Raw genomic sequence first — 19,116 nt, 5'->3', positions numbered from 1 at the left:
TCATGAACGAACAGGATCCAAACCAAAGCGGAGATTACCAGCACGGGTATTCCAGCGGGATTGAAGGTGTCGACCGCCAGGTTTATGAAACATTTTTGTCCAGCAATGTAAACCATGTGTGGCTTCAGGAAAGACTGGAATCAAAAAAAGAAGACCTGCAATCCGTCCGGAACAGATATCAGGACACGATCCAACGCCAGAAAACTGCGTTCGATAAGCTTCAGAATGAGATAACAGGCCTCAACAATGCCACCAAACAAATCAATGACCTGGAAATTTCGGTAGCGGACATTGATTCGACCACAGAGGAATTAAAAGACAAACGCGCAGAAAAATCACCTACTTATTCGCTGATCGCAGGATTGATCTTTCTGGCAGCAGGTATATCTTTTGTAGCGGGTGACCTCATTATTTCGCATGAAATTGTTGCCTACGCGCTCAACATCCGGAACCCGAATGAAGCCTGGGCTTTTGCGATCGGTCTGGCGATGCTGTCTATTTTACTAAAACCTGCCTACGACCGGCTTGTAGAAGAACCTTATCACAACGAGGCCGCTCCGAAAGGGAAATCGAGGTATGCAGGCTTTAAGCTGACGTTATCCATTTTTGCGATCGTTACCCTGATCATTTTGGGCTGGTTCCGCTATGAAGCTTACAGAACGGATAAATTGAAAGAGGCTATCAATAAATCTGTAAAAAACTTACAGCTAAACGCAGTTGACCCATTAACGGGCGCGCCGGTAAATAGTCCTGAACTAACCAACAAGATCGAAGAAGCACTCAGAAATTCAGATCAGCTGAACCTTGATCTGGTGAACAGTCCATGGGCACTTCTTTCATTTGTTCTGAGCGGTGTACTCTTTGCCGTGGCCGGTGCCGTTTCATTGGGTATGGCGTTGCCTGTATTGCAGGGATTTTGGTACAGATGGTTACAAGTCGATCCTAAATTGTGGCGATTGAGAAGAAGAAGGAAAAGAATTTTGAAACAAATGGAGCCTTTGCAAAAATCGCTTGCAAGCCACCTGTCGCAAAAAAATATTCTGGAAAATGATATTGCCGTAATGCCAAAATGGGAAGACCTCAAAGAGGAAGAAACCCGTATCCGCGCCGAAATCGAAGCTCTCGAACTGGAACGCAAAATGGCACTTACCTCCAGCCGGATTCAGTCATTTGGTGACGGGTATGCGCATGGCCAGGTAACCCGCGATGTAATGAGTGAAGAAGAATATGATACGTGGAAAAACAGTCATCTGACAATATCCAATCTGGCACTACGCGCTAAGTCCAATTCTACTTCAGACCGGGCCGTTCCACGTACCAAAAGCTCGGGCATGCGCCCTCATCAGGCCATTCGCAAAGCGATTACAGACCGCTTTGACGAGAACAACTCATAATAGTTTCTTACATTGGGGGCTGATTTCAGATTAATATGATTGAAACCCCCCATTTAAGAATTGTTCCCTGCGACGATACCCTCTACGACGCAATCCGTATGGGAAATAATACCCTGGCTAAGGTGATGGGTGTCAATGTCCCTAAAAAGTGGACAGAATTCCGCGACACTTTCACCCCTTCCTACCATCGCTGGAAAGCGCATCCGCCACTCAGAGACTGGTGGGTTTACCTCATTATTCATATTCCCGACAATCAGCTGATAGGCTCCTGTGGCTACAAAGGTGAGCCTGACCCAAATGGCGTGGTCGAGATTGGCTATGAAATAATGCCTTCGCACCGCATGAAAGGACTTGGATTTGAAACTGCCCAGGGCTTGCTGTTACATGCTTTCAACCATAGTTCTGTAAGAAAAGTGATCGCACATACCGTAGCTGAGGAGAATGCTTCTGCCCATATCCTCGAAAAACTGGGTTTTGTACAGACCGAAGATGTGAATGATGCCGAGGAGGGTTTGCTCTGGCGTTGGGAAATCTCCCGTAAATAGTTCTGAATTTTCTTGGGTGACAACATACAACTGGTGCAGTATTTTACAAAAAAAATTGCACCTGCTTGATAAAATTTTGTCTTAATTGATTATCTTAAATTTTTCAGATATTAGTTTTTCGTACCTAAGCTCTCAAACTCATGATCGCGATATCAAAGGACAGCTATCCATGGCTTAAAAACTATCCCGAAGGAATTCCCTACGAGATAAATCCTGACGCCTATTCGTCTCTTGTGGAAATGATGGAAATCAGCTTCCGGGAAAACGCGGATAAGCCAGCCTATAATAACATGAACAAGGCGCTCACGTTTGCGAAACTGGACGAATTATCGAGAAACTTTGCAGCTTACCTGCAAAGTCTTGGATTGCACCAGGGTGACCGCATTGCTATTCAAATGCCGAATTTGCTGCAATATCCTATCGCGATGATGGGTGCGCTACGCGCCGGCCTGGTGATCGTGAATACAAATCCATTGTATACACCCCGTGAAATGCAGCATCAGTTTAAAGATTCGGGTGCGAAAGCGATCGTAATACTTGCAAATTTTGCCGCAAATCTGGAAAAAATAATTGCCCACACGGATATAGAACATGTGATTGTTACCGAGATCGGCGATCTGCTTGGATTCCCCAAAAAGCTGATTGTCAATGCAGTGGTAAAATACATCAAGAAAATGGTGCCGGCTTACCATCTGCCCAAAGCGGTTACTTTCGCAGACGCCCTGGCCACAGGCTCCGAAGCAACGTACAAGCGCCCATATCTCACTGGCCTCGACCTTGCCTTTATACAATATACAGGCGGCACGACGGGTGTTTCGAAAGGTGCCATGCTCACCCATCGCAACCTGATCGCCAATGTAGAAGGGATCAATGAATGGCTTATGTCCAAAATGAGAAAATCAGAAACGCGGGGCCAGCTAACACTGGTTGGCGCGCTTCCGCTTTACCACGTTTTTGCACTCACGATCAACGGCCTCTGCGGCATCAAATGGGGCGCTTTGAATGTATTGATCACTAATCCCAAGGACATACCGGCATTTGTAAAGGAACTCAAAAACTTCCGTTTTAACATTTTCCCCGGCCTGAACACACTTTTCAACGGGTTACTCAATAATCCTGATTTCGGCAGTATTGATTTCAGCGATTTAAAAATAACCATTGCAGGCGGTATGGCATTACAGAAAATCGTAGCAGACCGTTGGGAAAAAGCGACCGGTTGCCCATTGGTGGAAGGTTACGGCCTGTCCGAAACTTCACCTGTACTTTCAGTGAACCCTTTGGACGGCAAACATAAAGCAGGGACAATCGGACTTCCTTTCCCCAGTACCGAAATGCGGATCCTCAAAGATGATGATACCTGGGCGGATTTGAATGAAAAAGGCGAGATATGTGCAAAGGGCCCGCAGATTATGCTTGGCTATTACAACCGCACCGATGAAACTGCCAAAGTTATGTTTGAAGACAGTCATGGAAAATGGTTCAGGACGGGCGATATCGGGTATGAGGATGCAGATGGGTTCTTCAAGATCGTCGACCGGAAAAAGGATATGATACTGGTTTCGGGTTTCAACGTATACCCCAATGAAGTCGAGGAAGTAGTATCCCAATGCCCAGGAGTGCTTGAAGTAGCATGTGTTGGCATTCCCGATGAACGATCGGGAGAACTGGTGAAAATCTTCGTGGTAAAAAAAGACCCCGGACTCACCGAGGAAAAAGTAAAGGCATATTGCAAGGAGAACCTCACCAACTATAAGTGCCCGAAACAAGTAGAATTCAGAACCGAGTTGCCAAAAACGAATGTTGGAAAAATCCTCCGGAGAGCACTGCGCGAGGAAGAAACGGCAAAGTCAGCAAAATAAAAAACAGTGTATCCGAATGGTAACCTCCGGTTATAAACGTTTGGTTTTTTAGAAATCAAATGAGGCCAAAAGGCGAAAATAGAGCTAGGTTTATGTATATTTAACCAAACAAGTTCTCAACCTTGAAGCTTTTCTTTATGAATCTACACCGGAAAACATTGGTATTACTACACGGACATGGGATAGACGATACGATCTGGGACAGTCTTGATGCCGCACTCAACGAGTATTATACGATAGTCAGGCCCAACATATCGCTGTTTACCTTTTGCCAGTCCGTTGAAGATTATGCAGATGAACTGTACCGTTTTCTTACGACTGCTACCATTACAAAGTTTACGCTGATCGGGCATTCCATGGGTGGGTATATCGCTTTGGCATTTGCCGAAAAATATCCTGAACTGCTCGAAGGCTTTGGCTTATTTAATTCGACCGCGTATGCAGACGATGAAGCCAAAAAACACCAGCGCAATCAGACTATCGAGCTCCTCCGCAACCATGGTACTGAAACATTTATAAAAAACACAGCCGGAAATTTATTCGGCGACCGCTATAAGGAGCTGTATCCTGACAGAATCAAAGCCCATATCGAATATTTTGGAAAACTTCCGGCAGACGCGCTGATCGCGGGTATTGTAGCCATGCGCAACCGTCCGGACAGAACAGCCGTTCTGGCTGCGATGCCATTTCCTGTTTTGTTCATCATAGGTATGCAGGACAAGCTTATTCCTTTTGAAAGTTGTATCAGTTTGTCTGAATATCCGAAACAAAGTTACCCGTTTATTCTCGCTGAGGCGGGGCATCTGGGAATGGTCGAACGTCCGGATGCTACTGCCCGGATGATCAACTGGTATATGGGTAGAATTTAAGTTTACCAAACCAATATATTATTGACCAAAATCAGGCCGGTGTTCGTTACTTGTAAAGTGAACACCGACCTGTTTCTTTTAAGCTATGAAAAAAATTATCCCTGCTCTTCATTTTTCCAAGTATGCCCTCCTGTTCTGGGTGTTGCTTTTGCTCAATGCCTGTAATAATGATTCTCCGGTAAATCCCGATGTTGAGGAGAACCAGTATCTTCAGGAAACCGCGGCACTGACCAATTTAACAAAAGAACAGGTCGCACAAGAGGCCTCTGAAATCAGCCCATTATTGGTAGGTTATGTAAAAACGGGAATAAAAGTTTATAAGATCACTTATAAAACCAAGAATACCGACGGTGCAGAAATTACTGCCTCAGGTGCTTTGATCGTTCCGGTTACAGACCAGCCGGCGTCGCTGATCAGTGTTCAACATGGCACCATACGGGAAGATGCGTCTGCACCGTCCAACTTCGGTGAAGGTTCCGAAGCAGCCACTTTTGGCGCATTATTTGGCTCGATGGGCTACATCATTGCTTATCCTGACTACATTGGATATGGTGCATCAAAAAATCTTCCGCATCCTTATGAACACAGAGCCAGCCTTGCTTCGGCTTCTCTGGATATGTTGCGGGCCTCAAAAGAGTTCTTAAAAAGCCAGAGTGATGTAAAATGGGATGAAAAACTATATCTGGCGGGTTATTCGGAGGGAGGCTATGCCACAATGTCTCTGCAAAAAATGATCGAAGAGCAGGCTTCGTCGGAATTCGATTTGAGAGCTTCCAGCTGCGGGGCCGGCGCGTATGACAAAACCGCCTTCATGAAATATGTCATCAACAGCAATACGCATGGAATTTCATCTTACAATCAGCTTTATCTCTGGGTATTGCTGACTTACGACCGGATTTACAAACTGAACAAACCTGCATCTTATTACTTCAAAGAGCCATATGCCTCACAAATTTCACAATCAGGGGCTGCTACGGCTATAAACACGAGTTTCAATACAATCCTGAACGACTCTTTCAAAAAAAATCTGAACGACGGAACGGACAAAGGGTTTATTGACGCAATAGGTGACAATGATGTGTACAACTGGAAGCCAAAAACACCGACGAGGCTGTTCCATGGCAATGAAGACAAGCTTGTCTTTTATTTCAATTCCGAAAATGCCTACAACGCTATGAAAGCGGCGGGAGCTACCGACGTTCAACTTGTTCCAATTACGAACGGTGATCATGCTTCGTCAATTGTGTGGTATTTAGCTGGCACCAAAGGCTTTTTTGAAGAGACGAAATGAATTTTAAAGTATATTTGCAATCTATCATATTAATAGAGCAAATATGCTTTTGCGTAAAACTTCGATTTTTTACCCTACAATTTGCCCGGACATGGCAACCCCAGTACGATTACGATGTTGTAAACAAACAGCTGTTATCAGCTGAAAAACGCTGGCACTATCAGCATTATAAAATTGTTCTGCATACATCACGAATTTAATCACTCTAATGTCCTCACTTCTTGATCTCGTCGGAAATACCCCTCTTGTCGAGCTAAAAAAAATAAACCCCAACCCGAAAGTAAAAATTTACGGAAAGCTGGAAGGCAATAACCCAGGTGGCAGCGTGAAGGACCGTGCAGCGTTCAGCATGATAAAAGGAGCCCTGAGCCGTGGTGAAATCAGGCCCGGAGTGAAACTTATAGAAGCGACCAGCGGAAATACAGGAATAGCCCTTGCCATGATTGCCAGGCTGTTTGATCTGGAAATTGAGCTGATCATGCCGCAGAGTTCTACGCGGGAGCGGGTCCTCACAATGGAAGCTTTCGGTGCAAAGGTAGTGCTGACCGAAACCATGGAAAGTGCGCGGGATTTTGCAGATGAGAAGGCCGCAAGCGACGAATATTTCATGCTGAACCAGTTTGCAAACCCGGACAACTGGAAAGCACATTACAACAGCACGGGGCCGGAAATATACAAAGACACTGAACAGAGCATAACCCATTTCGTGTCTTCGATGGGAACGACCGGCACCATTATGGGTGTGTCGAGATTCCTCAAAGAGCAGAATGATAACATACAGATCGTAGGATGCCAGCCCACCGACGGGTCAAGTATACCGGGAATCCGCAAGTGGCCGGTAGAATATTTACCAAAAATTTTCGATCGCAGCCGCGTAGATAAGATTATAGAGGTAACTCAGGATGATGCAGTAAAAATGACCCGTAAATTGGCAAAGGAAGAAGCTGTTTTTGCAGGTATGAGCAGCGGCGGAGCGACCTGGGCAGCTGTTGAGCTGGCGAAGGAAATAAATGAAGGTGTGATTGTCTGCATTATTTGCGACCGGGGAGACCGCTATCTTTCGAGTGATTTGTTTGGCTAAAAAACCGACATCCGACCTGAATAGTAACTCAAGTCGGATGTTATGTGGCCTCATGATTGTCAGAACCAGGCAGAACCCAGGTTTCTGAATGGCCAGGGAATAGCGACCAGAATAATAATAAGCGCCATGGCATAGAAATATAAAATCGTCCTGTGCTTGTCTGCGCCGGCGAGCTTTTTGGACCGTACCCTTCCTATTGTAATCAGGACGATGGCTATTACCATCATAAACACGTGTTCGATCGAATAAAATCGAAAAACCTTCTCCGATATCAGGCTAAAATCAACTTTCGGGCTCATCGTATATAGGATTAGTCCGATCAGAAGCTGGGTATGTGTGGCTATAAGGGCAAACAGATAAACCTTGCTGTCGCCATCTTTGGATTTCTGCCAGTTGGAATAAGCAATAAAAATCGCTGCGATTAAAAGTCCTAACACTACATAACGGAGGCCCGAGTGGGCGCGTATAAGAATATTCATGTGAAAACAGGTTATGGTGAATCTTGTATAAGTATACAAATGTAACGCTCAACCGAGCATCCCACAACTTTTACAGATCCTGACTTTCCTGCATCTGCAAACAATTTTGAATTTTAACCATCATCTTTGTACGTTATCTTAAACAGAAAAATTAAGCATTATGATCATTTACAATATCACTGTCAATATCAGCTATGACGCTGAAAAGGACTGGCTGCATTACATGAAAACCATTCATATACCTCAAATACAGGCAACCGGCGTGCCTTTGGAATGCAAACTATTAAGATTGCTTACGGAAATTGAAAACGAAGGATCGACTTATACAAACCAGTTTACGTTCAGGACAATGGAGGATTTCCTGGCTTATCAGACCCATCATCAATCGCGGTTTCAGGAGCAGCATCATGAATTGTTCAACGGTCAATATGTTTCCTTCAGGACACTTTTGGAAGAAGCATAGCTATTTTGCCAGCGTATTATGCCAACGAAAGAATTGTCACAAAACCTTCAAATTAACTTGACATTAAGGTAATATTTGACTTTATTTAAATAACGTTTGACGCTAATATATGTCGGGTTGACCAATATTTTGGCACAACTTTTACAATGAGGAAAAGTGCCGCTCCCGCCCGGCATTATGGACTGCGGAGAATGGTTAAAAATTAAGTTTTACCTTAAAACAAAGTGCTTATGAGACTGAAGATGCAAGCAATTCATTTCGACGCCGATCCCAAATTGTTGGTTTTCATCCAACAAAAGCTAGATAAACTGGATACATTTTATGACCGGATTACAAGCGGGGAGGTGTTCCTTAAGCTCGATAAAAGTGAAAATGCCAAACTACATACAAAACTTCTGGAAGTTAAATTATATGTGCCCGGTGGGACAATGTTCGTGAAGGAGCAGGGTACGACATTTGAGGAAGCGACGGATTTAGCGGTGGATACTTTAAAAATGCAAGTAAAAAAATTCAAAAATAAGCGTAACAATGCACGTGCACCGAAATTGATTGAAGGCGCGGTTGACACGGATGCAGTTACCGTCCTGGCAGAAGAAACCGAAGAATAGAGTCATATATCGTAAAACGAAAGAAGTCGTCCACCACGGGCGGCTTCTTTTGTTTTATGACATACCTGAAAACCATTCAGTGAACGCCTTGCCAGACTGATGAAATTGCTCTTATTTTGAAAAATTTTATTCCAGAAACTAAATAATAACATGACAATAGAACCGGTAACTGATGCCACATTTGAAGAATTATTCAAATTTACCCAGGATGAAGTCGTGCGCTTCGCGGAATTGACTGGTGATAATAATCCAATTCACCTTGATGCCGAATACGCAGCCACTACCTCATTCAAGCGGCCCATTATTCATGGTATGCTCGGCGCAACCATTTTCACCAAAGTGCTGGGCACCCAGTTTCCCGGTTTCGGATCCATTTATCTGAAACAGACATTGGAATTTTTACGGCCTATGTTTGTAGAGACTGAATATAAAGCAGTTTTTACGATCAAGACCATCAATAAGGAAAAACATATTGCTGAAATCTCGACGGAGATCATTGACGCTACAACCAAAAAGGTAGTGACCAGAGGTGTTGCAACGATGATTAATCAGGAGAAATTCTAAAAAAATGGCCCAGCTTGTTTTCAAGCCGGGCCTAAACTCTTCGTGTGCCTTAAAAATTACTCGCCGGTATTCTTTTTATTCTGAACTTCTGAACGAATGTCCTGAGCCAGCGTTTTCAAATCCTGCATGCCTTTACGAACACGCGTACCTGCTGCCTGGTTACCTTTGTTGTAGAATTTATCAAAATCACCCTCAAGTGATAAGATCAAATCTTTAACTTCATCAAATCTTGCCATGTTTTCTTGTTTTTTAGTTTAAAAATGCCTCTAACAAGCTAAAAACGCGTGTTTTGCCCGAAATTTAGCAATTAAAAGTATTTTCCCAATCCAAAAAACAAAAAAAAACACCTCTAAAATGCAATTAATTCTTTGCAATTATTTAACTAATTGATTGTCAGTAATTTAACGAAAAAACATTTTGCGCTATAATTCAAAAAAAAATGAGGGCTTTTAAAAAAAAAGCCCTCAGAAAGCGAAAAACGCATATTTTGTAATTACTCAACTACTTCCTGCACATCCTCACTTTGATAAACTCTGTTCTTAAGTTTTTCAGCAAGGGTTGTAAATGCATTCAAAGTATACTCTACATCTTCAAGCGTATGAGACGCGGTAGGAATAATCCTCAGCATAATCTGTCCTTTCGGAACTACCGGATAAACAACGATAGAACAAAACACACCCATATTCTCGCGAAGGTCACGAACCATACGTGTCACCTCAGGCACACCGCCCTCACTGTGAAGGAACACGGGAGTAACCGGGGATTCAGTTTCGCCTATGTTAAAACCGCGGCTCCTTAAACCGTCCTGCATAGCTTTTACATTTTCCCAGAGCTTCGTGCGAAGTTCAGGCATGGTCTTGATCATTTCAAGACGCTTGCGGCAACCTTCGACATAAGGCATCGGAAGCGCTTTCGCATACGTCTGCGAACGCATATTATATTTCAGGAACATGATAATCTCAGGATCATCGGAAGCAATGAAAGCGCCGATCGCCGCCATGGATTTGGCAAAAGTTGAGAAATAAAGATCAACCTCTTTCTGAACGCCGAGTAGTTCGCCTACCCCTGCGCCGGTATCACCCATTGTTCCGAAACCATGCGCATCATCAACCAATAAACGGAAGCTGTATTTTTTCTTTAATTCTACAATTGCTTTAAGGTCGCCTACTTTTCCTGACATTCCGAAAACCCCTTCGGTGATAACAAGTACACCTCCTCCTTTTTCGTTCGCCAGTTTTGTAGCACGGATCAGGTTTTTTTCAAGGCTAACCATATCATTGTGGTTAAACTTGTAATATTCCCCAAGCTTTGCTTTATGTAAGCGTATGCCATCGATCAGACAAGCATGTGATTCCGCGTCATATACAATTACGTCCCTGTGATCACAAAGGCATTCAATGGCCGACATCACGCCCTGGTATCCATAATTCAGCAAAAAAGCATCTCTTTTACCTACAAATTCTGCAAGTTCTTTTTCAAAAGCTTCGTGTTGAGTAGAATTTCCGGACATCATGCGAGCTCCCATCGGATATGCCAGTCCCCATTTTGCAGCAGCTTCAGCATCCACTTTTCTCACTTCCGGATGATTGGCTAAACCTAAATAATTATTAAGACTCCAGTTCAATACATCACGACCCATAAACCGCATCCGTGGGCCCAACTCTCCTTCCAGCATCGGAAATGAAAAATAATGATGGCTATTCAACATTTTAGCCGGTGTGCCGATTGGGCCTGAGTTGTTCCTCAATTTCTCGAAAATATCCACTCTATTCTATTTTATATGGGTAACCAATTATTATAAATGTTAGATAAATGCAAATTTAAAAAAAATACTCTTACTTTAATACAAAGCTGATAGTCACGGGGACTCTAAGTTAGTAAATTAATAAAATTGCTTCTTTTAATAAGAGACATCTTTCTGACAGCATACCACTGAATCATTAATATAATATTATGCCCGCAATAAAAAAAATACTAGTTGCCAACCGTGGGGAGATTGCATTGCGCATCATGCGGACGGCAAAAGAAATGAATATTGCTACCGTTGCGGTTTACAGTGAAGCTGACAGGAAATCACCGCATGTACGGTTTGCCGACGAATCAGTGTGCATTGGACCTGCTCCTTCGTCGGAGTCATATCTGAATATCAATAATATATTAAAAGTTTGCAAAGATCTGGGTGTTGATGCGGTACATCCCGGCTACGGTTTTTTATCGGAGAATGCTGGTTTTGCAAAAAAAGTACAGGAAGAAGGATTGATTTTTATAGGCCCCTCGGCGGAAGCTATTGAAATAATGGGCAGTAAGCTGGCTGCAAAACAGGCGGCCGGAAAATACAACATCCCAATGGTGCCCGGTACAGCTACCGCGATAAGCGACCGCGAAGAGGCCAAACAAATTGCACTCGGGATCGGCTATCCAATCCTTATTAAGGCAAGCGCAGGAGGCGGAGGAAAAGGCATGCGCATAGTAGAAACTGAAACGGAATTTGATGAGCAGATGGACCGGGCCGTCAGTGAGGCATTGTCTTCATTCAACGACGGGGCCGTTTTTATCGAAAAATACATTGAATCACCGAAGCATATAGAAATTCAAATACTCGGAGATCAGCATGGCAATATCATTCATCTTTTTGAGCGTGAGTGTTCGGTACAGAGGCGTCACCAAAAGGTTATTGAAGAAGCTCCTTCTATTTCCATTACGCCCGGGATTCGGGAAGAAATGGGCAGGTGCGCGATTGACGTGGCGAAGTCCTGCGGTTATTACGGAGCTGGAACCGTGGAATTTATCATGGATGAAAAACGCAATTTTTACTTCCTTGAAATGAATACCAGATTACAGGTGGAACATCCGGTTACAGAACTGATCACGGGTGTCGACCTGGTAAAACAAATGATACGCATTGCAGAAGGCCACCCCCTGGCCTTAAAACAAGAAGAGCTGGCGATCAACGGGCATGCCATTGAGGTCAGAGTTTACGCAGAAGACGCCGCTAATAACTTTTTGCCAGATGTTGGCAGACTAAATACGTATGTAAAACCTTCTGGCAATGGCGTAAGGATAGATGACGGGTTTGAGCAAGGTATGGAAATCCCCATCTATTATGATCCTATGATTGCAAAGTTGATCACCTACGGTGCGGATCGGGAAGAAGCGATTCAAAAAATGATACGTGCCATCGATGAATATCAAATTACCGGTGTCGAAACGACCTTACCATTTTGCCGGTTTGTGATGAAACATCCCGAGTTCACGTCAGGCAACTTTGATACGAATTTTGTCAACATTCATTTCAAGCCCCGAATGCTGAATCAAGAAATTGATCACGAGTCGGCTGTTTTGGCGGCATTCATTTCCGCACAACTAATTAAAAGCGACAAATGGGATAATATAAACTGTAAAACCGTGGGTACAGGCGCGGCCGTTTCGAAATGGAAAACACGTAGGGTATAGTCCAAGCGCGCAAAGATTTTATTTGTTTTATCAACAAAAAACACTACTTTTGCGGTCTTATTTTTTTGTAATTTATAATTTCAAAATAAATATAGAATTTGGGATTACTATGCAAGTATTCCTGTTAATTAATTTTCTTTTTTACGGGATTGCTCCTATTTAATTCCAGAAAAATCCAGTAGAGTATTAGAATATCAAAGTAAAGCATCCCAATTTTCATATAAGCACTTTTGTCACACGACTTTAGAAATTCACTGATTATCCAGCTATGAAGCTATCCGAATTTAAATTTGATCTTCCCCAAAGTCTCATTGCACTTCATCCTTCCGACCGCGGCGAGTCCCGCCTCATGGTTGTTCACCGTAAAACAGGAGAAATAGAACATAAAACATTCGCTGATCTTATCAACTATTTTGATGATGGTGATGTAATGGCTATCAACGATACCAAGGTTTTTCCTGCCCGCTTATATGGTCAGAAGGAAAAAACAGGAGCCAAAATTGAAGTATTTCTTTTGCGCGAATTAAACCGTGAAATGCGCCTATGGGACGTTTTGGTTGATCCTGCGCGTAAGATCAGAGTAGGTAACAAGCTATATTTCGGAGATAGTGACCTGGTTGCTGAGGTGATTGACAACACAACTTCACGTGGTCGTACAATCCGTTTTCTTTACGACGGAGACAATGATGCATTCATGAAATTGGTGGACGAGCTTGGTGAAACACCCCTTCCTCCTGAAATTATCTCACGTCGTAAAGTTGAAAGTTCTGACCGCGAGAGATTCCAGACCATTTTTGCCGAGCATGTTGGTGCAGTAGCTGCTCCCACCGCAGGAATGCACTTTACAAAAGCAATCATGAAACGCCTGGAAATCAAAGGCGTAAATTTCGCACCGGTTACGCTTCACGTGGGGCTGGGAACTTTCCGTACCGTTGATGTTGAAGACCTTACAAAACATAAAACGGATTCGGAGAACTACAGGATCACGCAAAGCAGTGCAGATATAGTTAACGCCGCGATTGACGGCAAGAAACGCATTTGCGCAGTTGGCACCACGTCACTGAAAGCAGTTGAATCATCTGTTTCCGCAAGTGGGCATCTTAAAGCAGTAGAAGGCTGGACCGACAAATTTGTTTTTCCTCCCTATGATTTTAAAATTGCCAATGCTTTGCTGTCTAATTTCCAATTACCTGAATCCATATTACTGATGTCGGCCTGTGCATTCGGTGGATTTGATCTGGTGATGAAGGCTTATGACTTAGCGATCAAAGAGAAATATAAGTTTTTCACTTACGGCGATGCGATGCTGATCGTATAATTTTTAGATAATAAATGAAGATGGTCATTTATGGTCACGGAACGACAAAATTCCTGATGCATAAATGACCATTTTTTTAGCCATTAAGTCTGGTTAATAAAGTCATTTGTAGTCATTAGTACTCATTAATTTTCAATGAGTCATTAATTATTAGGTCATTTATGGTTAAAAGGTCATTCAATCATTCCCCGTTCCAAGGCGGATCATTCAGTCATTAACTCATTCACTTTAATTGTATGCAGGAATATGCAATAATAGTCGCGGGGGGGAGCGGCAGCCGTATGAAAAGTGAGATTCCCAAGCAATTTCTGAAAGTAAATGGCTTACCGGTTCTGGCGCATACGATTAGAGCTTTCAGAAATTATTCGCACGACCTGAATATCATCGTCGTACTTCCAAAAAACCAGTTTTTTGCGTGGCATGAATTATGCGAGTTGCATACATTCAAAGAAAAATATGATTTAATTTCAGGGGGCGAAACAAGGTTTCATTCAGTCAGGAATGGTCTGGAAAGCATCACAGCTTCCAGTGGCCTGGTTGCGGTTCACGACGGTGTACGGCCGGTAATCAGCAGAGAAATCATACAAGATTGCTTTATGAAAGCCGCCGAACATGGTACTGCCATAGTTAGCGTACCACTCAAAGATTCTATCCGTAACATCGAAAAAGGTGGTAAAAACCTGGCAGTGAACCGCGACAATTTCAGGTTGATACAGACGCCGCAGACTTTCAGGTTAGACTGGATGCGTACGGCATTTTCGAATGCCTACCAATCTACATTTACGGACTGTGCGAGTGTTTTGGAATATGCAGGCTACCCTATTCACCTGCTCGATGGATCGTACGAGAATATAAAAATCACTACGCCGGAGGACTTACTTCTGGCGGAAATATTCCTAAGAGGCTTAGGCTACTGAGAATCACTAACATTATTTAGCATTGGCCTGGAAATGAAAGTCGAAGATATACTCCATGCACGTCTGCATAATCAACTCATTTCGAATCATTCTGCTAAAACTCCTGCTGAGATCATATCCGGAATGGTGGCAATCCAGGCACAAGATTATCTCGGAGCCAAGTGGTCGATTGGTTTACGCTATCCCGGTTTAACAGATAGCGATATCGATCAGGCTATTATCTCGAAATCAATAATCCGGACTTGGCCAATGAGAGGCACTTTGCATTTCGTATCAGCAATAGACGCACGATGGATGTTACGATTGCTGACACCACGAATCATTTCAGGCTCCGCAGGTCGCCATCGTCAATTGGAACTCGATGAAGCAACTTTGAATAAAAGCATGGATTTGCTCATTCGAGCGATGGAAGGTGGGAAACAGCTCATGCGTAATGAAGTGTATCAAATTCTGGAAGATAACGGTATTCCTACGACCGGTCAAAGAGGTATACATATCATCAATTATCTTGCTCAAAAACAGATCCTGTGCCACGGGGTACATAACGAAAAACAAGCTACTTACACGTTATTCGATGAATGGATAACCGAATCGAAAAATATCGAGGGTGAAGAAGCTTTGGCTGAACTTGCATACCGATATTTTGCAGGCCATGGTCCCGCTACAATCAATGACTTCATATGGTGGACGGGGCTAAAGATCTCAGACGCAAAAAATGGCTTAAATGCGGTTAAAGACAGGCTTCAAAGTTTTGAAGTAAACAAAAAAATTTACTGGACCAGCACCAACCTTCCGGATCAGGTAAAGAAAAATTCCGCTTATCTACTCCCTGGTTTTGACGAGTATATGTTGGGCTACGCAGACCGCAGCCTGAGTCTTGACCCAATGTTTTCCAACCGTATTGTACCGGGTAACAATGGGGTATTTATGCCCACAATCGTAATCAATGGGAAGGTAGAAGGAACATGGAAAAGAATCCTGAAAACAGATAAGGTCGTAATTGAAATATTTCCATTTTATAAACTTACTGCATCAAAAATAAAATCAATTACCAAAGAAGCTAAAAAGTATGGCAGTTTTTTAGATAAAACTGTAACACTTGAAGTTCGATGACTTTCGCAATGCCTTATAGCCATTTATCGAACCACTCGAAGGCATCCTTCTGCATCTGCTGGTCAAACTTATGCGGACCATCATAAAACTTCGCAGCATACCTGTCTGAGGCTTTTGCTTTGGAATAAACCTCTCCTAAAATCACGTCTGCCTTTTTCATTTCGGACAAAGTGTACAATTCATCCTGGTTGTTATTTAAAACCAGTGTTGGCAATGGGACTCTTAAGCCCAAAATTTCAGGAAAATCGAGATACTTCGGCAACAATGGCGCATAAGTCATCCAGGTGTGCGTAAATGATTTGTGAAGAATAAGATCCTCCCAAGTTGTCATAAATCCAACACAGACAGCGCATTTAATCCGTTCATCCATTCCAGCCAAATAAACTGTTCTCAATCCACCACCCGACAAACCGCCACACCCTATACGTTTCGGATCTACCTCAGGTCTTTTACTCAAAATATCCAATGCTATCTGATCCTCGGAAAGAAAAACTCCCGGCCAGGTTGTTCCTGCACAAAATAGTGATTTGGACATTACATGTTCATGCTCCGAAGACCACTTGTTATACTCCAGAATATTTTCACTTTTTTCCGGATCCTTATCGCTTTTGTTGGTAACATCAAGGCTTCCCCAATCCAAGCCTTTCACGTCTTCGTACAAGACACGGCGGCTTCCAAAAGCAAAAGTATCATGTACCAACACGACATAGCCACGCTTCGCTATTTCATTAGCCCAGGCTTTTCCCCCATAATCCGACGTCTGATGTTCCTTCAAAATTGGATGCTGATCGTCCGAAGTTTTTACAATTTTCCGATACCCAAAATACTTCATTCCCGCATGATCATGTAACCCTAAAATTGCCGGGAGTGGCTTCTTAACTCCCAAGGGTTTCAGCAAAACGGCCTTTGTAGATCTTCCGTAAGGCAACTGCCAGGAAAGTTCCTCTATTTCCAGCCCATCATACGTGTATTTTTTTTCAATAGTTACCTTGGGTTCACTTTTTTGCGGACGGGCTATTAACTCATTGGCTTTTGAAACGGCTTTCGTTTTCCAGCTGTCAATATCGTTTTCGCCAGAGTTACGAAAAGACAAAGACGGTGTTGCCGCTACCAATGACGCAGCCCAGGAGCCATAGCCTCCTATTATGCTCTTTTCTGATGCAGTGAGTATTTGATTATCTGATTTATCCATAAAATTAAGCGCAAAAAAATCAACCTCTGATAACGTAAATGGAATTGCTGCGATGGAAATAGAAGATTTTAAAAATTCTCTTCTGGCTTGAGTGCTATCTTCTGACTTACTAAGGACTGATCCGGATTTCATATCAACATTGTTTACACCTTCACAAAAATCTTGTTACGGTACAGGAAGTACAGGAACAACCATACAAGCAGGAATCCTCCAAGTGCATTATATACTTCATGCCAGTTTTCCGGAGCATATTTGTAGAATCCTTCAAACAGCAATTTGGAAGAAGCGTTGAAGTCTACAAACCTTACAGCGAGATATATTACCAGAGAGTTCATTCCAATTACCCGAAAGAAAAATGACCACCTCTTATAGCCTTTCACATCAATAACCCAATAAAAAACAGCTAATAAAAGAAACGCCATTCCACCGGTTAGCATAATAAACGATGATGACCACAAATGTTTATTAATAGGAAATACGGAATTCCAGATCAGGCCTGATATTATTCCGACAGCCCCTAAGATAATATGCCTCTTGAGTTTTTCACCGGCAGTATGGGAAGCTAACAATATATCCCCTGCAAGAGAACCAAAAATCGTAAGACATAGAGCTGGAAACTGAGTTAGCAATGCCAGCTCGTCATATGTGCCCTGTTTCAGCTTTCCCGGCATAAAGTTTCTGTCAAACCAACCTATCAAATTCCCCTCAAATGACAAATCGCCGGCACCAAAACCTGGAACTGGAATCAAAATCAATGCGAGATAATATAAAACCAGAATTGCAACTCCCAGGTACAATCTTGTCGTCCAGGAGTAATTCATATAAAGGAGAGCACCGACAAACGTTGCCAGACCGATTCTGCCCAAAACACTCCCATATCTGATATGTGCGGGATCAAAAATATCAATAGGCGCATTTTTGTCCAAAATTCCCAGAATTATCAGAATGAGCATTCTTTTGAAAATCTTGATAGCGAGCTCCTGCTTGCCGATCCCCTTTGCCAAGCCCCCTGTCAGGCTGAATGCCATAGAAGTACCGGCTAAAAAAAGAAACAATGGGAAGATAAAATCAAAGAACGTAAAACCGTTCCATTCAGGATGTTCAAATTGAAGAGCCACCGCATCAATAAAATCAATCCCTGTCTTACCACCCAGTAAAAAAATGAACGCTCCCCCGCCTGAAATCATCAACATATCAAAGCCACGAAGCGCATCTAGCGATGCCAACCTGACAGCTTTGCTTGGTTTCTCCTTTTCAACCTGTATCGGAATAGAACGTGTCTCCATTATGTAGGTATTTGTTTTACTGTATTAAGTACATTGCATGACGCTTATAACTATGAGACTACAATAAATATAGACTGGTCCACATCGCTTACATCGAGACAATTTAGGAATGTTTTTCATAGTCATTGCCCTACTACACACCAAATATTAACGAGAACGTTATCGGATAAATGTTGTAAAAACAGATTCAGTACTTACCAATACTTCGATCTACAGCAAATCCGCGATACACTTTCAAGTAGTACCTGAAATGAAACTGAGCCGCTCTTTCACATAAGCTTATACGGCTTCTTTCGAAGTTATAAACTTAAAAGGCAATATTCTGAAGATAGCGGTGATAGCATTATGTTGCCGGGAAAATGGGATTAATGTTGCCGGTGGCTGCGGCCAGGCTCTAATGTTACTGACATACGTTACTAATCACCAAAAAAGGCCATATTTTCGGGATGATCCTAGCATTTTTGGTGTTTTGTCGGCTAATGAAGCTGTACGAGCTACTTCAACTTTTCGGAATGATCCCTGAAATAGCGGATCGAGGATATAAAATATAGAATGCGTTTAAACGCAAACAGCATCCTTTATGGGGATGCTGTTTAGGTTTTGTACTAGTATTGTGGCGGCTACCTACTTTACCAGGTTTGATCCAAGTATCATCGGCGGTCCCGGGCTTAACTTCTCTGTTCG

The 19,116-nt window shown here is 42.9% G+C and carries 18 protein-coding genes; 13 read left to right on the top strand and 5 right to left on the bottom strand.

Going from position 1 to position 19,116, the window contains the following annotated elements:
- Positions 1–2 precede the first annotated feature (2 nt).
- From FBF61_RS32755 to cysM, 6 genes are all read left to right on the top strand, one after another.
- Entirely contained in the window at positions 3–1,394 is a 1,392-nt protein-coding gene (locus FBF61_RS32755; protein ID WP_138485216.1) for a hypothetical protein, read from the top strand.
- 35 nt (positions 1,395–1,429) lie between these two features.
- Positions 1,430–1,939 carry a GNAT family N-acetyltransferase gene (locus FBF61_RS32750; RefSeq protein ID WP_138485215.1) on the top strand — a complete coding sequence of 170 codons (510 nt, stop codon included), beginning with the start codon at positions 1,430–1,432 and terminating at the stop codon, positions 1,937–1,939.
- Positions 1,940–2,079: 140 nt separating this feature from the next.
- Positions 2,080–3,798, top strand: coding sequence for an AMP-binding protein (locus tag FBF61_RS32745; protein WP_138485214.1), 1,719 nt, complete (start codon positions 2,080–2,082; stop codon positions 3,796–3,798).
- Between the two features lie 137 nt (positions 3,799–3,935).
- On the top strand, positions 3,936–4,667 hold the full coding sequence (locus FBF61_RS32740) for an alpha/beta fold hydrolase (RefSeq protein WP_138485213.1): 732 nt from the start codon (positions 3,936–3,938) through the stop codon (positions 4,665–4,667).
- Between the two features lie 85 nt (positions 4,668–4,752).
- The gene (locus FBF61_RS32735; RefSeq protein WP_138485212.1) at positions 4,753–5,958 is read left to right on the top strand and encodes an alpha/beta hydrolase family protein; all 1,206 of its coding nucleotides are present in this window, start codon (positions 4,753–4,755) and stop codon (positions 5,956–5,958) included.
- Positions 5,959–6,166: 208 nt separating this feature from the next.
- A complete protein-coding gene (gene cysM / locus FBF61_RS32730; protein ID WP_138485211.1) occupies positions 6,167–7,039 on the top strand; it encodes a cysteine synthase CysM in 873 nt (290 codons plus the stop codon).
- A 59-nt stretch (positions 7,040–7,098) separates the two neighbouring features.
- Here the strand turns inward: cysM and FBF61_RS32725 are convergent, their stop codons facing one another.
- Complete coding sequence (locus FBF61_RS32725; RefSeq protein ID WP_138485210.1) at positions 7,099–7,518, bottom strand: cytochrome B; 420 nt, start codon at positions 7,516–7,518, stop codon at positions 7,099–7,101.
- 160 nt (positions 7,519–7,678) lie between these two features.
- Between FBF61_RS32725 and FBF61_RS32720 the strand changes: the two genes are divergently transcribed.
- The 3 genes from FBF61_RS32720 (at position 7,679) to FBF61_RS32710 (ending at position 9,153) form a co-directional block, all read left to right on the top strand.
- Positions 7,679–7,981, top strand: coding sequence for a DUF4286 family protein (locus tag FBF61_RS32720; RefSeq protein ID WP_138485209.1), 303 nt, complete (start codon positions 7,679–7,681; stop codon positions 7,979–7,981).
- 230 nt (positions 7,982–8,211) lie between these two features.
- On the top strand, positions 8,212–8,589 hold the full coding sequence (locus FBF61_RS32715) for an HPF/RaiA family ribosome-associated protein (RefSeq protein WP_138485208.1): 378 nt from the start codon (positions 8,212–8,214) through the stop codon (positions 8,587–8,589).
- Positions 8,590–8,739: 150 nt separating this feature from the next.
- Entirely contained in the window at positions 8,740–9,153 is a 414-nt protein-coding gene (locus FBF61_RS32710; RefSeq protein ID WP_138485207.1) for a MaoC family dehydratase, read from the top strand.
- A gap of 56 nt (positions 9,154–9,209) precedes the next feature.
- Here the strand turns inward: FBF61_RS32710 and FBF61_RS32705 are convergent, their stop codons facing one another.
- Positions 9,210–9,389 carry a BF3379 family histone-like protein gene (locus tag FBF61_RS32705; protein ID WP_138485206.1) on the bottom strand — a complete coding sequence of 60 codons (180 nt, stop codon included), beginning with the start codon at positions 9,387–9,389 and terminating at the stop codon, positions 9,210–9,212.
- 257 nt (positions 9,390–9,646) lie between these two features.
- Positions 9,647–10,918 (bottom strand): aminotransferase class I/II-fold pyridoxal phosphate-dependent enzyme, encoded by a 1,272-nt coding sequence (locus FBF61_RS32700; RefSeq protein ID WP_138485205.1) that lies wholly within the window; start codon positions 10,916–10,918, stop codon positions 9,647–9,649.
- Positions 10,919–11,106: 188 nt separating this feature from the next.
- On the opposite strand from FBF61_RS32700, the gene accC reads away from it, so the two are divergent.
- From accC to FBF61_RS32680, 4 genes are all read left to right on the top strand, one after another.
- A complete protein-coding gene (accC, locus tag FBF61_RS32695) occupies positions 11,107–12,606 on the top strand; it encodes an acetyl-CoA carboxylase biotin carboxylase subunit (RefSeq protein WP_138485204.1) in 1,500 nt (499 codons plus the stop codon).
- Positions 12,607–12,874: 268 nt separating this feature from the next.
- Complete coding sequence (gene queA, locus FBF61_RS32690; RefSeq protein WP_138485203.1) at positions 12,875–13,924, top strand: tRNA preQ1(34) S-adenosylmethionine ribosyltransferase-isomerase QueA; 1,050 nt, start codon at positions 12,875–12,877, stop codon at positions 13,922–13,924.
- Between the two features lie 236 nt (positions 13,925–14,160).
- Positions 14,161–14,841 (top strand): 2-C-methyl-D-erythritol 4-phosphate cytidylyltransferase, encoded by a 681-nt coding sequence (locus FBF61_RS32685; RefSeq protein WP_138485202.1) that lies wholly within the window; start codon positions 14,161–14,163, stop codon positions 14,839–14,841.
- A 33-nt stretch (positions 14,842–14,874) separates the two neighbouring features.
- Positions 14,875–15,954 carry a winged helix DNA-binding domain-containing protein gene (locus FBF61_RS32680; protein WP_138485201.1) on the top strand — a complete coding sequence of 360 codons (1,080 nt, stop codon included), beginning with the start codon at positions 14,875–14,877 and terminating at the stop codon, positions 15,952–15,954.
- Positions 15,955–15,967: 13 nt separating this feature from the next.
- On the opposite strand, the gene FBF61_RS32675 is transcribed toward FBF61_RS32680, so the two are convergent.
- Positions 15,968–17,278: an alpha/beta hydrolase family protein gene (locus FBF61_RS32675; protein WP_205748349.1), complete on the bottom strand. Its 1,311-nt coding sequence runs from the start codon at positions 17,276–17,278 to the stop codon at positions 15,968–15,970.
- Positions 17,279–17,289: 11 nt separating this feature from the next.
- Positions 17,290–18,432: an acyltransferase family protein gene (locus FBF61_RS32670; RefSeq protein WP_138485200.1), complete on the bottom strand. Its 1,143-nt coding sequence runs from the start codon at positions 18,430–18,432 to the stop codon at positions 17,290–17,292.
- Positions 18,433–19,116 lie beyond the last annotated feature (684 nt).

Origin of the sequence: Dyadobacter bucti (assembly GCF_005869225.1) — a bacterium.
GTDB lineage: Bacteria > Bacteroidota > Bacteroidia > Cytophagales > Spirosomataceae > Dyadobacter > Dyadobacter bucti.
The sequence above is the reverse complement of the archived record's forward strand: the minus strand, read 5'-3'. Positions and strand labels throughout refer to the sequence as shown.

Coding starts and splice junctions, on each gene's coding strand:
- FBF61_RS32755 (WP_138485216.1), top strand. CDS start 3: ATGAACGAACAGGATCCAAACCAAAGCGGAGATTACCAGCACGGGTAT.
- FBF61_RS32750 (WP_138485215.1), top strand. CDS start 1,430: ATGATTGAAACCCCCCATTTAAGAATTGTTCCCTGCGACGATACCCTC.
- FBF61_RS32745 (WP_138485214.1), top strand. CDS start 2,080: ATGATCGCGATATCAAAGGACAGCTATCCATGGCTTAAAAACTATCCC.
- FBF61_RS32740 (WP_138485213.1), top strand. CDS start 3,936: ATGAATCTACACCGGAAAACATTGGTATTACTACACGGACATGGGATA.
- FBF61_RS32735 (WP_138485212.1), top strand. CDS start 4,753: ATGAAAAAAATTATCCCTGCTCTTCATTTTTCCAAGTATGCCCTCCTG.
- cysM (WP_138485211.1), top strand. CDS start 6,167: ATGTCCTCACTTCTTGATCTCGTCGGAAATACCCCTCTTGTCGAGCTA.
- FBF61_RS32725 (WP_138485210.1), bottom strand. CDS start 7,518: ATGAATATTCTTATACGCGCCCACTCGGGCCTCCGTTATGTAGTGTTA.
- FBF61_RS32720 (WP_138485209.1), top strand. CDS start 7,679: ATGATCATTTACAATATCACTGTCAATATCAGCTATGACGCTGAAAAG.
- FBF61_RS32715 (WP_138485208.1), top strand. CDS start 8,212: ATGAGACTGAAGATGCAAGCAATTCATTTCGACGCCGATCCCAAATTG.
- FBF61_RS32710 (WP_138485207.1), top strand. CDS start 8,740: ATGACAATAGAACCGGTAACTGATGCCACATTTGAAGAATTATTCAAA.
- FBF61_RS32705 (WP_138485206.1), bottom strand. CDS start 9,389: ATGGCAAGATTTGATGAAGTTAAAGATTTGATCTTATCACTTGAGGGT.
- accC (WP_138485204.1), top strand. CDS start 11,107: ATGCCCGCAATAAAAAAAATACTAGTTGCCAACCGTGGGGAGATTGCA.
- queA (WP_138485203.1), top strand. CDS start 12,875: ATGAAGCTATCCGAATTTAAATTTGATCTTCCCCAAAGTCTCATTGCA.
- FBF61_RS32685 (WP_138485202.1), top strand. CDS start 14,161: ATGCAGGAATATGCAATAATAGTCGCGGGGGGGAGCGGCAGCCGTATG.
- FBF61_RS32680 (WP_138485201.1), top strand. CDS start 14,875: ATGAAAGTCGAAGATATACTCCATGCACGTCTGCATAATCAACTCATT.
- FBF61_RS32675 (WP_205748349.1), bottom strand. CDS start 17,278: ATGAAATCCGGATCAGTCCTTAGTAAGTCAGAAGATAGCACTCAAGCC.
- FBF61_RS32670 (WP_138485200.1), bottom strand. CDS start 18,432: ATGGAGACACGTTCTATTCCGATACAGGTTGAAAAGGAGAAACCAAGC.